We start from the raw sequence: 13,343 nt of genomic DNA, 5'->3' as shown, positions 1-13,343 counted from the left end.
CGCCGGCGCACCTGGTCCTGGCGACGCGCTGCGCGGCCCGGCGTGGGGCCGCGCAGCACGTCACGGGTGCCGCGGTCAGCGCCCGCCGACCCGGATCCGGACCTGGGCCCGGGTCGCGGTGTCCCGCAGGGTGTTGCTGACGACCGTGCCGGCGTAGTCGACGCGGAGCCTCCCGCTCCGCGTCGGGCGCCAGGTGAGCACGGCCTGCCTCGTGGTCGCGGTCCTCGAGCGCAGCCGCAGCGTCCTCACGACGCGCGCCTTGCCGCGGGCCGGGAGGAACGTGACCTTCACCTGGCGGGCGGACCCGCCGCGGGCGCCGGTCAGCCGCACCTTCCACTGCGCCTTGCGGCCGGCTGCCACCCGGGTGCTCGCGGGCGTGACCCGGAGCGCCGAGGTCACCGTCGTGGTCCCCGGCCCCGGAGCGACAGGACCGGGGGGCGCGGCCGGGGCCTGCGGGCGGCGCTTCCAGATCGCGACCGTGTCGCGGTCGAAGGAGCTGAAGACCAGCTCCGCAGTCCCGTCGCCGTTCAGGTCGGCCACCGCGCCGCCGCCGGACTGCCCGAACTGCTCGCCCGGGCTGGTCAGCGTGTGCAGCCGGGTGGCGCCGCCGGCGAGCTGCTCGATCCAGAACAGCCGGCGGTCCCCGTCGCCGGAGACGGCCAGGTCGATGTCGCCGTCCCCGTCGACGTCGCCGTACCCGAAGACGCCGGGGGCGCCCTGGCCGTTGGTGGGCCGGGAGGTGATCTCGTCGCCCGGGAAGATCGGCACGGTGCCGTCGGTGTAGTCAGCGGGGCAGGCAGGTGCCGGCGTGGCCGGGTTCGACAGGGTCGTCACCGCCCAGGGCTGGCGCGGGTCGGCCGGCGGGACGAACTCCATGACCCGCTCTGCCGGGAGGTACGGCTGCAGGCACCGGTTCGTGTGGTTGGTGCCGATCCAGGACACGGTGCCGGGGCCGCGGAAGCCCGGGACCGGGCGGATCTGGAAGCCCATGCCGGTCTGGGCGAGCGTCGCGATGGTCCGCGGGGTGAAGTCGCCGGCGCTCAGCCCGGGGGTGCCGTCGGGGACCTGCTCGAGCCACAGGAACGCGGCCTTGCCGGCGGCCTGCTGTCCGGGGAAGTCGAAGTACTGAGCGGTGACGATGTCGCGGTCGCCGTCGGCGTCCACGTCGTGCACGACCGGCAGGCTGCCGCCGACGTCGGCCAGGACGACGGGCGCGGCGAAGCCGGTGCCCCCGGTGCCGCGGAAGAAGTGGGTCTCGACCTGGTCGTCCGTCTGGTCGCTCGGGTTGAGGCCCTGCTCGCCGACGCTGACCAGGTCCTTGATCCCGTCGCCGTCCAGGTCGACGTGCTGGACGCCGTGGTAGGACCACGGCTGCCCGGTGACCACGTCGTGCCGGACGAACGGGTTCGGGGTGCCGTTGGCGGCCAGACCGGTGTTCTCCCACCAGGTCAGGGCGCCGCGGGAGTTCCCGGCCGGGGCGGGCGGCGGGGCGAAGGAGTCGAAGAAGTTGCCGGACGGCACGATCACGTCGGTGTCGCCGTCGCCGTCGACATCGCTCAGCGTGGGCTGGTTGGGGAAGATGATGTTCGCCGTCGCGTCGAAGACGCTCACCTTCTGCCAGTCGGCCAGGTTGGCTCGGGGCCGGTAGATCTGCAGACTGCCCCCTCCGCTCGGCGCTCCGCGGGGGCCCAGGGCGCCGAAGCCGCTGGTGACGATGTTCTGCTCGCCGGCGAAGACCTCGCCGACCACTGTGAAGCTGGCGCCGCGGACGGCGGTGTCGACGTTGATCCGGTCGAACGACGCAGCAGTCGCGTCCGGGGCGACGGCCCCGGAGGGCGCGGCGAGCAGCGCCGCGGGCAGGGCGAGGGCGAGTACGCCGGCGTACCGGCGCGGTCGTCGGAGCAGGGACACGGGAGCCGTCCTTCGGGTCGGGGCGCGATGCCGCCCACCCTGGCAGCCGTTTCGGGCAACCCCGCGTGATTGCGCGAAACGTGCCCGGAACCTACGAGGTGGTCTCGACCGCCGCCCGGCGCCGCTCCCAGGCCGCCGCGGCCACCATCACGAGCCCGGCGAGCACCGCCCCGGCCACGATGTCGATCACGTAGTGCTCGGCGAAGTAGACCAGCGCGAACGACATCGCCAGCGGATAGAGCACCACCAGCCAGCGCCAGGGGGTCCTCAGCCGGGCCACGGCGTACATCGCGATCAGGTACGCGATGCCGGCGTGCAGGGACGGCATCGCGGCGACCGGGTTGCCGACGCCCTGGAGGATCAGGTCGATGCGGTCCAGCCCGATGTCGGACCAGCCGCGGCTGGTGATCCGGGTGACCTCGCCCATGTAGCCCTCCTCGGAGGCCATCCACGGCGGCGCCATCGGGTAGAGGATGTAGACGACGAGCGCGCCGAAGTTGATGCCGAGGTAGCGGCGCATCCACATCAGCCACTCGGTGCGGCTGCGCACCCACAGCACCGCGGCGATGGTCAGCCCGGCCAGGAAGTGCGAGGCGTAGACGGTGGTCAGGAGCAGGTCGTAGAACCGCGGCTCGCTGTCCTTGACGCACGGGTCGCCGCACAGCGCGTCCTGGAGCCGCTCGGTCGGCGTGACGCCGCCGCCGAGCCACTCGTCGACGGTGATCGGCATCTGGATGTGCACCGGCAGGCCGAGCTCGTCGGTGAGGCCGCGGCTGTAGAAGTAGACGACCAGCCCGAGGACCGGCAGCCACCAGTCCCGCAGGAAGCGCAGGTGGGAGCGGGCCGGGGCCTCGATGTTCCAGGCGATCGTGCCGACCCACAGCCACAGGAAGACCTGGAGGGTGTCGTTGGGGATCCCGAGCAGCTCGATCCACACCAGCAGCAGCGCGGCGTACGCCGTCATCGCGACGGCGCGGACGCGGTGCCGGGTACGGCGCGGTGCCGGAGGCTCGACCCGGGGACCGACGTGGTCGGTCTCTACCTGCTGCACCATGCGGAGGATTCTAGGGAAGGTGCGGGTGCCGCCGCCGGCTACCTCGCCAGCGGGTCCAGCGCCCCGTGTCCGTCGACGGCCGCGGCGAGGCCGCGCAGGTGGTGGTGGCCGTCGCCGAGGAGGTGGTCGAGCGCGGTGAGGTGGGCGGTCAGGTTGCCGACGAGGTACTCCGCGGTCATCGCGATGCCACCGTGCAGCTGGACGGCCTCCTGGCCGACGTGCCGCCCCGACCGGCTGACCTGGAGCGCGGCCCGGGACACCGCCTCGGTCGCCGCGGCGGGACCCCGCTCCGCGAGCACCATCGTCGCCCACGAGGCGATGCTGGTGGCGAGCTCCAGCGAGACGTACATGTCGGCGGCCCGGAAGGTCAGCGACTGGAAGGTGCTGAGCGGGACCCCGAACTGCTTGCGGCTCTTCAGGTAGGCAGTGGTCGCGGCGAGCGCGACCGACATCGCGCCGAGCGCCTCGTGGCAGGCCGCCACCCGCCCGGTGTCCAGTGCCGCCGCGAGCGCCGCGGACTGGTCCGCGCCCGGCTCGCCCAGCGGCACCGCGGCGGTGCCGTCGAGCACCACCCGGGCCGCGCGGGCGCCGTCGTAGGTGCGGTAGCCGGTGCGGGCGGCGGCGTCGCCCTGGACCAGGAACAGCCCGGACCCGGCGCCGGGCAGTGCGGCGCTGACCACCAGCAGGTCCGCGCGGGCGCCGTGCAGGACCGGCTCCTTGGTGCCGCTCAGCGTCCAGGCGCCGGCCTGCTCGCTCGCGGTGACCGGCGTGGCGCCGTCGGCGTACGCCAGGGCGAGGACGCGCTCGCCGGCGGCGAGGGGGCCGAGCACCTCGGCCCGCTGCTGCGGCGTACCGGCCTCGGCGACGGCGGTGCCGGCGAGCACCACCGAGGCCAGGAACGGCTCGGGGGCGAGCACCCGGCCCAGCTCGTGGGCCACGATGCCGACCTCGGCGGGACCGGCGCCGACGCCGCCGTCCTCCTCGGCGAACGGCAGGCCGAGGATGCCCATCTCGGCCAGCCGGGCCCAGACCTCCTCGCTCCAGCCGGGCTCCTCGGCCACGGTGCGGCGGCGCTGCTCGAAGTCGGAGTAGGCCTTGCCGACCAGTCCGCGCACGGCCTCGCGGAGGGCGACCTGCTCGTCGTCGTAGGTGAAGTCCACGTGCGGTCTCCTTCAGAGTCCGAGGATCGTCCGGGCGATGATCTGGCGCTGGATCTCGTTGGACCCGCCGTAGATCGAGGCCTTGCGGAGGTTGAGGTACGTCGGGGCGCTGCGGCGGGCCCAGGCCGGCAGGTCTGAGCCGTCGGGGCCGTCGGGGGCGCCGGAGGCCAGGGACGCCGGGCCCGCGAGGTCGAGGACCAGCTCGCTGACCGCCTGCTGCAGCTCGGTGCCCTTGAGCTTCAGCACGGAGCTGGCCGGGTGCGGCTCCGCGCCGGCGGAGTGCGCCGCGACCCGGATCGCGGTGAGCTCGAGGGCGAGCAGCTCGTTCTCGAGCTCCGCCACCCGGGCCCGGACCAGCGGGTCCTCCAGCTGCGGCCCGGCGAGCTCCTTGGCGCGGGCCAGCACCCGCTTGACGGTGCCGACCGGAGCGACCCCGACCCGCTCGTTGCCGAGCAGGAACTTCGCCATCGTCCAGCCCTGGTTGAGCTCGCCGACGAGGTTCTCGCCCGGGACCCGGACGTCGGTGAACCAGACCTCGTTGACCTCGTGGCCGCCGTCGATGAGCTCGATCGGGCGCACCTCGAGCCCCGGCGAGGTCATGTCGATGAGCAGCATCGAGATGCCGGCCTGCTTCTTGGCCTGCGGGTCGGTGCGCACCAGCGTGAAGATCCAGTCGCCGTACTGCCCCAGCGTGGTCCAGGTCTTCTGCCCGTTCACGACCCAGCCGTCGCCGTCGCGGACGGCGGTGGTGCGCAGGCTGGCCAGGTCGGAGCCGGCGTCGGGCTCGGAGAACCCCTGGCTCCACCAGATGTCGAGGTTGGCAGTCGTCGGGAGGAAGCGCTCCTTCATCTCCTGGCTGGCGAACTGGGCGAGGACGGGGCCGATCATGTTGGCGTTGAACGCCAGCGGCGCCGGCACCCCGGCCCGCTGCAGCTCCTCGAGCCAGATGTGGCGACGCAGCTCGCTCCAGCCCCGGCCGCCCCACTCCTCGGGCCAGTGCGGGACCGCCAGCCCCGCGGCGTTGAGGATCTGCTGGCTCTGCACGAACTCGGCGCGGCCCAGCTCGCGGCCCTCGATCACGGCGTCGCGCAGCTCCTGCGGCACCTCGGTGGTGAAGAACGTCCGCATCTCCTCGCGGAACGCCTGGTCCTCCGCGGTCAGCTCCAGCCGCATGCCGGCCCCTCCCTGGTCGTGGGCGCCCATCATGGCGCGGACCTGGTCGGGACGACATGGGCGCAGCGCCCAAGGGTGCCCGTGTGCACTGCGCCCGGATCGGATTCTCGGCGCCCCCGCGCCAAACGATTCGCCGAGGATGCGCCGGGGGGCGGAGAATCACCCGACGTGGGTCACGTGGATGTCGCCGGGGTGCGCTACGAGCTGCCGGACGGGCGGGTGCTGCTCGACGACGTCTCGTTCCGGGTGGGCGAGGGGGCCAAGGTCGCGCTGGTGGGCGCCAACGGAGCCGGCAAGACCACCCTGCTGCGCATCGTCACCGGCGAGCTGACCCCGCACGCGGGTGCGGTGACCCGCTCCGGAGGCCTCGGCGTGATGCGCCAGCACGTGGCGGCGTCGAGCACCACCGTCGCCGAGCTGCTGCTCTCGGTCGCGCCGGAGCGGGTCCGGGCGGCGGCCGCCGCGGTCGACCGGCTCGAGCTGGCGCTGATGGAGACCGACGACGAGGCGACCCAGATGCGCTACGCCGAGGCGCTCGCGGAGTACGCCGACGCCGGCGGCTACGACCTCGAGGTGCTCTGGGACGTCTGCACCACCGCCGCGCTGGGGGTGCCCTACGACCGCGCGAAGTACCGCGAGCTGACCACGCTCTCCGGCGGGGAGCAGAAGCGGCTGGTCCTGGAGTTCCTGCTCCGCGGGCCGGACCAGGTGCTGCTGCTCGACGAGCCGGACAACTACCTCGACGTGCCGGGCAAGATCTGGCTGGAGCAGCGCATCCGCGAGTCCGAGAAGACCGTCCTGATGGTCAGCCACGACCGGGAGCTGCTCGACAACACAGCGACCCGCGTCGTCACCGTCGAGCTCGCCGGCGGCGGGCACGGGGCCGGCAACACGGTGTGGACCCACCCGGGCGGCTTCGCGTCGTACCACGAGGCGCGCCGCGACCGGTTCGCCCGCTTCGAGGAGCTGCGCCGGCGCTGGGACGAGGAGCACGCGAAGATCAAGGCGCTGGTGCTGCGGCTGAAGACGAAGTCGGAGTTCAACGACGGGATGTCCAGCCAGTACCGCGCCGCCCAGACCCGGCTGCGCAAGTTCGAGGAGGCCGGCCCGCCGACCGAGCAGCCCCGCGAGCAGCAGGTCACGATGCGGCTGCGCGGCGGGCGCACCGGCAAGCGCGCGGTCGTCTGCGAGGACCTGGAGCTGACCGGGCTGATGCGGCCCTTCGACCTCGAGGTCTGGTACGGCGAGCGGGTGGCGGTCCTGGGCTCGAACGGGTCGGGCAAGTCGCACTTCCTGCGGCTGCTGGCCGCCGGCGGCACCGATCCGGACGTGGAGCACCGCCCGGTGGGGGAGGTGCCGATCGCGCCGGTGCCCCACACCGGCCGGGCCCGGCTGGGGGCCCGGGTGCGCCCGGGCTGGTTCGTCCAGACCCACGCCCATCCCGAGCTCGTCGGCCGGACCCTGCTGGAGGTGCTGCACCGCGGCGACGGGCACCCCGACGGGCGGCACGGCCTGGGCCGGGAGCAGGCGGCGCGGGTGCTGGACCGCTACGAGCTGGCCGCCTCCGGGGAGCAGACCTTCGACTCGCTCTCGGGTGGCCAGCAGGCGCGCTTCCAGATCCTGCTGCTGGAGCTCTCCGGCGCCACGCTGCTGCTGCTCGACGAGCCCACCGACAACCTCGACGTGCAGTCGGCCGAGGCACTGGAGGAGGGGCTGGCCGCCTTCGAGGGCACGGTGCTGGCGGTGACCCACGACCGCTGGTTCGCCCGCGGGTTCGACCGGTTCCTGGTCTACGGCGCCGACGGCGTCGTCTACGAGTCCGACGGCCCGGTCTGGGACGAGGGACGGGTGGTGCGCTCCCGATGAGCGCTCCGCGCCTGGTGATCACCGAGGTCGACCCGCGCGACGCGGGGTTCGACGTGGCGTTCCAGGCGTGGCACGCGGTGTACGCCGCCGCGGAGCGCCACGGCCGCGAGGACACCGCGACGCCCTGGCAGCGTGACGAGCTGCGGGTCCAGCTCCAGGAGCCGTCGATCCGGCGCCGGTCCACCGTCTTCGCCGGTCGCCTGAACGGGGAGCTGGTCGCGACCGGCCTGATCGAGACCCCGCTGCTGGACAACCTCGAGCGCTGCGAGCTGTCCGTGCACGTGCTGCCCGGGCACCGGCGCCGGGGGCTCGGCACCGCGATGCTGGCCCACCTCGAGCGGGTGGCAGGCGAGCGGGGCCGCCGGGTGCTCGGGGGCGAGACGTCCTACGCCTACGAGGCCGGCCCCGAGGGGGTGGGGGAGAGCGGACCGGAGTTCGCCCGGGCCCGCGGCTACGACCTCGCGATCGGCGACGTGCAGCGGGTGCTGCGGCTCCCGGTCGAGGAGCGGCTGCTGGACCGGCTGGACGCCGAGGCGGCCCCGCACCACACGGCGTACCGGCTGCGCTCCTGGGTCGGCCCGGTCCCCGAGGAGCTCCTCGGGGGCTGGGCCGCGCTGACCGCGACCCTGAACACCGAGGCGCCGACCGGGGGCCTGGACCTGGAGCCGGAGTCAGCGGAGCCGGCGGCGGTCCGCGAGGGCGAGGCGCTGGCCGCCAAGCAGGGCCGCACGATGTACAACACCGTCGCGCTGGCCCCCGATGGGGCGCTCGTCGCCTACACCGACCTGGTCACCACCGGGCACGAGCCGGGCCGCGCCTACCAGTGGGGGACGCTGGTCCGTCGGGACCATCGCGGCCACCGCCTGGGCGTGGCGGTCAAGGTTTCGAACTTGCGCCTGCTGCAGGCCGAGCGTCCCGACATCGACCACCTCGTCACCTGGAACGCCGAGGGGAACGGCCCGATGGTCGCGGTGAACGAGCTGCTCGGCTTCGAGCCGGTGGCGCGGCTGGCGGAGTTCCAGAAGCGCCTGGGCTGAGCCGCGGCGCGATCAGCAGGTCAGCTGTCCCCGTCGGAGTCCAGCGTCAGGTCGGTGCTCTCCTCCTCCCCGCCGCGCTCGTAGACGACGGTGACGGTGTCGCCGGGCCGGTAGGACCGGATCGTGGCGACCAGCGAGTCCGCTCCGGTGACCGGGTGGTCGTCGATGCGGGTGATCACGTCGCCCGCCTCGAGGCCCGCCTGGCCGGCCGCCGACTGCGGCGAGACCTCGCGGATCAGGGCGCCCTCCGACGGGCTGGCGCTCGCGTTGCCGCCCTGCACGCCGGAGGCGTCGGAGACGGTGATCCCCAAGATGGCGTGGGTCGGCTCCTCGCCGGCGACGATCTGCTCGACGATCGGCAGCGCCGCGTCGATGGGGATCGCGAAGCCCAGGCCGATCGAGCCGGCCTCGCCGCTGCTCGAGGAGTTGCTCAGGATCGAGGAGTTCATCCCGACGACGTTGCCGTCCATGTCCACCAGCGGACCACCGGAGTTGCCGGGGTTGATCGCGGCGTCGGTCTGGATGGCCGGATAGGCGGTGGTGTTCCCCTCGGTGTTCTGGCCGACGTTCACGGGCCGGTTCAAGGCGCTGATGATGCCGCTGGTGACCGTCGCGTCGAGCCCGTACGGCGAGCCCACCGCGACGACCTCCTCGCCGATGGCGAGGTCGTCGGAGTTGCCGAGCGAGGCCGGTGTCAGGTCGTCGACGTCCTGGGCCTGGATGACGGCGACGTCGGTCAGGGGATCGGTGCCCACCACCTCGGCGTCCGCCCGGGAGCCGTCGCTGAACGAGACCGAGATCGTGCCGCCCTGTCCGGCCCCGGAGACGACGTGGTCGTTGGTGAGGATCCGGCCGTCGGCGGTGAGGACGATGCCGGAACCCGACCCGGCGCCCTGCTGGCTGGTCACGTCGATCTTCACCACCGAGGGCAGCACCTTCGCGGCCACCGCCTCGACCGAGTCGGTCGAGGCGCCGCTGCCCACCTGGCTGTTCTGGTCCTGCGAGGACGACGTCGAGGACGAGGACGTGCTGGCCTCGTCGTCGTCGTCGAACGCGTCCCAGGCGGCAGCACCGCCGAATCCCGCGAGCGCCCCCACCACGAGGGAGCCCGCGACCACGGCAGCAGCGAGCCCGCCGCGGCCCTTCGACCCCGACGACGGCCCCGACGAGCCCGCGGGCGCGGCGCCCTGCGGCGGCACCGGGCCGCCGGGACTGCTCGGATTCGCCGGGTTCCCGGGGTTGCCCGGGTTGCCCGGGTTCCCGGGACTGCCCGGGGGTGCTGAGCCTGCCGGCGACCCCGGACGGGCGGGGGAGGGTCCGTCAGGAGCCGGCGGTTCGGAGCGGGGAGACGGCGGCTGATCGGTCATTCCACAACGGTGCCCACCATCCCTGTGACCATGCTGAGACCGCGCTGGCCGCCGCCCAAGAACCCGACCCCCCGGAACCGTTGTCACCGGGTGTGTGCTGGATCACAATCGGCGCAACCGACCGGAGGTACCGACCATGGACGTCACGACCGAGCCCGAGACCAGTAGTGGTGCCAGCAGTGCCCCCGCCCCCGCCTTCGTCGACGATCGGCTGGCGCACTGGGCGCTGGCCACGCCCGACGCCGAGGCGATGACCTACGGCGACCGGACCTGGACCTGGGCCGCGTGGAACGACCGGGTCCGGCGGGCGGCGGGCGGGCTGCAGGCCCTCGGCATCGGCCGTGGTGACGTGGTCGCGGTCCTCGACAAGAACCACCCCGCGTGCGTCGAGATCTCGCTGGCCGCCGGGTCGCTGGGCGCTGCCAACGCGATCGTGAACTGGCGGCTGGCCGGCGACGAGATCGACTACGCAGTCAACGACTCCGGCGCCCGGGTGCTGGTGGTCGGCACCGAGCTGCGGCCGGCGGTCGACGCGATCCGGGACCGGCTGCGCCACGTCGAGCGGATCATCGAGGTGACTCCGGACGGCGCGGACGGGGACGAGTACGAGGCCTGGCTGGCCGCCGCCTCGCCGGTGTCCCGCCCGGCCGAGGTCTCACCCGACGACGTGTGCCTGGTGATGTACTCCTCGGGCACCACCGGGCATCCGAAGGGCGTGCTGCTGACCCACGCCAACCTGGTCGAGCACACCCTCAACGCCCACGACGGGTGGGCATTCGAGCCCGGCGACAAGTCGATGGTCGCGATGCCGCTGTTCCACGTGGGTGGCTCCTCCTACGTCCTGTTCGGCATCCACGACGGCATCCCCAGCGTGATGACCCGCGACCCCGACGGTGCGTCGCTGGCCGGTGCCATCCTGGCCGGCGCCAACCGGACCTTCCTGGTCCCGGCGGTGCTGGCCCAGGTCCTGCAGGCGGGCCCGGACGCCGTCCGGCTCTTCGGGGCGCTGCGGACCTTCACCTACGGCGCGGCGCCGATGCCCCTGCCGCTGCTCCGGGCGGCGATGGAGTCCTGGCCGGAGACCGACTTCATCCAGGTCTACGGCCTGACCGAGGTGGCGGGCGTCGCCACCCACCTGATGCCGGAGGACCACCGGGCCGCCGTCGCGGGGGAGCACCCGGAGCGGCTGGTCTCCGCGGGTGTCCCGATCCCGGGCATGGAGGTCCGCATCGTCGACCCGGCGACGCTGGCCGACGTGCCGACCGGCGAGCACGGCGAGATCTGGCTGCGCAGCCAGCAGGTGATGCAGGGTTTCCTGGGTCGGCCCGAGGAGACCGCGAAGGTGCTTGTCGACGGCGGCTGGTTCCGCACCGGCGACCTCGGCAAGGTCGACGACGGCGGCTACGTCTTCGTCGAGGACCGGATCAAGGACATGATCATCAGCGGCGGGGAGAACGTCTACAGCCCCGAGGTGGAGCGGGTGCTCTCCGAGCACCCGGCGGTGCTGGAGGTCGCGGTCATCGGCGTCCCCGACGCCACCTGGGGGGAGACGGTCAAGGCAGTGGTGGCGCTCGCGCCCGAGACCCGGGCCAGCGAGGAGGAGCTGCTCGCGTGGTGCCGCGACCGGCTGGCGCACTTCAAGTGCCCGCGCTCGGTCGACGTGGTCGACGCGCTGCCGCGCAACCCGACCGGCAAGATCCTCAAGCGCGACCTGCGCGCGCCGTACTGGGCCGACCGGGACCGGGCGGTGAACTGACCCGGCCCCCGCTCACACCGGCAGGCCGAGGTCACGCAGCGCCGCCCGGAGCCGCGCGGCGTCGCGGAAGAGGAGCGCGTGCAGGCCGGCGGCCGAGGCCGCCGCGACGTTGTCGTCGCGGTCGTCGACGAAGACCAGCTCCTCGAGGGGCCGGCCGGTGCGGGCGCGCAGCACCGCGAAGATCCGCGGGTCGGGCTTGGCCACGCCCTCGACGCCGGAGACGACCACGTCCTCGAGCAGTGCGAGCACGTCGAAGGTCGCCGGCGCGTGGTGGTAGAGCTCGGCCGACCAGTTGGTCAGCCCCCACTGCGGGACGCCGGCGGCGTGCAGCTCGCGGATGATCGCCGCCGTGCCCGGGACCTCGCCGACCAGTGAGGCGGGGAAGTGGTCGTGGTAGGCCCGGGCGTGCTCGGCCCAGTGCGGGGAGGTCCGCGCCACCTCGGCCAGCCCGTCGGCCCAGGTGCCGCCGGCGTCGTGCAGGTGGTTCCAGGCGCGGAAGTCGAAGTCGCTCGCCGCGAGGAACCGGGCCGCCTCGGCGGGGCCGACCCCCGCCGCGACGGCCGCGTGCGGGTCCCAGTCGATCACCACGTTGCCGAGGTCCCACACCACCCCGGCGGGCCGGGACGGCGAGACCCCCGACGGCGGGCCGTCGGGGGTCTCGTCCATCACTGGTCGATCGGGGCTGGGCTCAGGCCCAGCGCTCGGATGCGGGCACGAAGTCCAGCGTGCGCGCGCCGGTGTAGATCTGCTTGGGCCGGGCGATCTTCTGCTCCTTGTCCTGCACCAGCTCGCTCCACTGGGCCAGCCAGCCCGGGGTGCGGCCGATCGCGAACAGGACCGTGAACATCTCCGGCGGGAACTGCAGCGCCTCGTAGATCAGGCCGGAGTAGAAGTCGACGTTCGGGTAGAGCTTGCGCTTGACGAAGTACTCGTCCTCAAGCGCGATCTTCTCCAGCTCCTGGGCGATCTCGAGCAGCGGGTTGACCCCGGTGACCTCGAAGACGTCGTCGCAGGCCTTCTTGATGATCTTGGCCCGCGGGTCGTAGTTCTTGTAGACCCGGTGACCGAAGCCCATCAGCTTCTCGTCGCCGTTCTTCACGCCCTCGATGAAGGCGGGGATGTTCTCCTTGGTGCCGATGCGCTTGAGCATCCGCAGCACGGCCTCGTTGGCGCCGCCGTGCAGCGGGCCGTAGAGGGCGCCGATGCCGGCGGCCACGGCGGAGTACGGGTCGACCTGCGAGGAGCCGACCGAGCGGACCGCGTTGGTGGAGCAGTTCTGCTCGTGGTCGGCGTGCAGGATCAGCAGCACGTCGAGGGCCTTGACCAGGCGCTCGTCGGCCTCGTACTTCGACTCGCTCATCTTGAACAGCATCGAGAGGAAGTTGGCGGTGTAGGACAGCTCGTTGTCGGGGTAGACGTACGGCTTGCCCTGCGCGTGCCGGAAGGACCAGGCGCCCAGCGTCGGCATCTTCGCGATCATGCGGACCATCTGGATGTGCCGGTTGTCGGCGTCACCGATGTTGGCGGCGTCGGGGTAGAACGTGGAGAGGGCTCCCGTCGACGCCATCAGCATCCCCATGGGGTGCGCGTCGTAGCGGAAGCCCTGCATGAACGACTTGACGTTCTCGTGCACGAAGGTGTGGTAGGTGATCTCGTGCACCCACGCCTCGTACTCGGCCTTGGTGGGCAGGGAGCCCTTGATCAGGAGGTAGGCGACCTCCAGGAAGGTCGACTTCTCCGCCAGCTGCTCGATGGGATATCCGCGGTACTCGAGGATGCCCTTCTCGCCGTCGATGAAGGTGACGGAGCTTCGACAGGAGGCGGTGTTGACGAAACCGGGGTCGTAGACGGCAAGGCCCGGACTGTCGTCCGATGCCTTGATCTTCCCGAGGTCGGCGGCCTTGATGGCGCCGTCGGCGATCGGGACGTCGTACTCCTGTCCGGTGCGGTTGTCGCGGACGGTGAGGGAATCGGTCACGCCGCTCAACCTAGCCGTGCTTCCCAGGGTCCCGGTAGGCG

General features: G+C 72.9%; 10 protein-coding genes. 3 read left to right on the top strand and 7 right to left on the bottom strand.

Features of this window, described 5'->3' with window-relative positions; translation table 11 throughout:
* Positions 1-75 precede the first annotated feature (75 nt).
* The 4 genes from EBO35_RS16055 to EBO35_RS16040 form a co-directional block, all read right to left on the bottom strand.
* On the bottom strand, positions 76-1,911 hold the full coding sequence (locus EBO35_RS16055) for an FG-GAP repeat domain-containing protein (RefSeq protein WP_122818614.1): 1,836 nt from the start codon (positions 1,909-1,911) through the stop codon (positions 76-78).
* 91 nt (positions 1,912-2,002) lie between these two features.
* Positions 2,003-2,965: a phosphatase PAP2 family protein gene (locus EBO35_RS16050; RefSeq protein WP_122818613.1), complete on the bottom strand. Its 963-nt coding sequence runs from the start codon at positions 2,963-2,965 to the stop codon at positions 2,003-2,005.
* 38 nt (positions 2,966-3,003) lie between these two features.
* A complete protein-coding gene (locus tag EBO35_RS16045) occupies positions 3,004-4,125 on the bottom strand; it encodes an acyl-CoA dehydrogenase family protein (protein ID WP_122818612.1) in 1,122 nt (373 codons plus the stop codon).
* Positions 4,126-4,137: 12 nt separating this feature from the next.
* Positions 4,138-5,298, bottom strand: coding sequence for an acyl-CoA dehydrogenase family protein (locus EBO35_RS16040; protein ID WP_122819854.1), 1,161 nt, complete (start codon positions 5,296-5,298; stop codon positions 4,138-4,140).
* 168 nt (positions 5,299-5,466) lie between these two features.
* Here EBO35_RS16040 and EBO35_RS16035 point away from each other — a divergent pair, with 168 nt between their 5' ends.
* Positions 5,467-7,164, top strand: coding sequence for an ABC-F family ATP-binding cassette domain-containing protein (locus EBO35_RS16035; protein ID WP_122818611.1), 1,698 nt, complete (start codon positions 5,467-5,469; stop codon positions 7,162-7,164).
* Entirely contained in the window at positions 7,161-8,201 is a 1,041-nt protein-coding gene (locus EBO35_RS16030) for a GNAT family N-acetyltransferase (RefSeq protein ID WP_122818610.1), read from the top strand. Before EBO35_RS16035 ends, EBO35_RS16030 begins: the two co-directional genes overlap by 4 nt.
* A 20-nt stretch (positions 8,202-8,221) precedes the next feature.
* On the opposite strand, the gene EBO35_RS16025 is transcribed toward EBO35_RS16030, so the two are convergent.
* Complete coding sequence (locus EBO35_RS16025; RefSeq protein WP_241153735.1) at positions 8,222-9,319, bottom strand: S1C family serine protease; 1,098 nt, start codon at positions 9,317-9,319, stop codon at positions 8,222-8,224.
* Positions 9,320-9,704: 385 nt separating this feature from the next.
* On the opposite strand from EBO35_RS16025, the gene EBO35_RS16020 reads away from it, so the two are divergent.
* Positions 9,705-11,324, top strand: coding sequence for a long-chain-fatty-acid--CoA ligase (locus EBO35_RS16020; protein WP_122818608.1), 1,620 nt, complete (start codon positions 9,705-9,707; stop codon positions 11,322-11,324).
* A gap of 12 nt (positions 11,325-11,336) precedes the next feature.
* Here the strand turns inward: EBO35_RS16020 and EBO35_RS16015 are convergent, their stop codons facing one another.
* Together EBO35_RS16015 and EBO35_RS16010 are read right to left on the bottom strand one after the other, a co-directional pair.
* Positions 11,337-11,990, bottom strand: a complete 654-nt coding sequence (locus EBO35_RS16015) for an HAD family hydrolase (RefSeq protein ID WP_122818607.1) — start codon at positions 11,988-11,990, stop codon at positions 11,337-11,339.
* 22 nt (positions 11,991-12,012) lie between these two features.
* Positions 12,013-13,302 carry a citrate synthase gene (locus EBO35_RS16010; protein ID WP_122818606.1) on the bottom strand — a complete coding sequence of 430 codons (1,290 nt, stop codon included), beginning with the start codon at positions 13,300-13,302 and terminating at the stop codon, positions 12,013-12,015.
* Between the last annotated feature and the right edge of the window lie 41 nt (positions 13,303-13,343).

The organism is Nocardioides pantholopis, assembly GCF_003710085.1.
Classification (GTDB): Bacteria; Actinomycetota; Actinomycetes; order Propionibacteriales; family Nocardioidaceae; genus Nocardioides; species Nocardioides pantholopis.
The sequence above is the reverse complement of the archived record's forward strand: the minus strand, read 5'-3'. Positions and strand labels throughout refer to the sequence as shown.

What these genes read in the sequence shown, in the direction of transcription:
- EBO35_RS16050 (WP_122818613.1), bottom strand. Translation starts at nt 2,965, where the DNA reads ATGGTGCAGCAGGTAGAGACCGACCACGTCGGTCCCCGGGTCGAGCCT.
- EBO35_RS16040 (WP_122819854.1), bottom strand. Translation starts at nt 5,298, where the DNA reads ATGCGGCTGGAGCTGACCGCGGAGGACCAGGCGTTCCGCGAGGAGATG.
- EBO35_RS16030 (WP_122818610.1), top strand. Translation starts at nt 7,161, where the DNA reads ATGAGCGCTCCGCGCCTGGTGATCACCGAGGTCGACCCGCGCGACGCG.
- EBO35_RS16020 (WP_122818608.1), top strand. Translation starts at nt 9,705, where the DNA reads ATGGACGTCACGACCGAGCCCGAGACCAGTAGTGGTGCCAGCAGTGCC.
- EBO35_RS16015 (WP_122818607.1), bottom strand. Translation starts at nt 11,990, where the DNA reads ATGGACGAGACCCCCGACGGCCCGCCGTCGGGGGTCTCGCCGTCCCGG.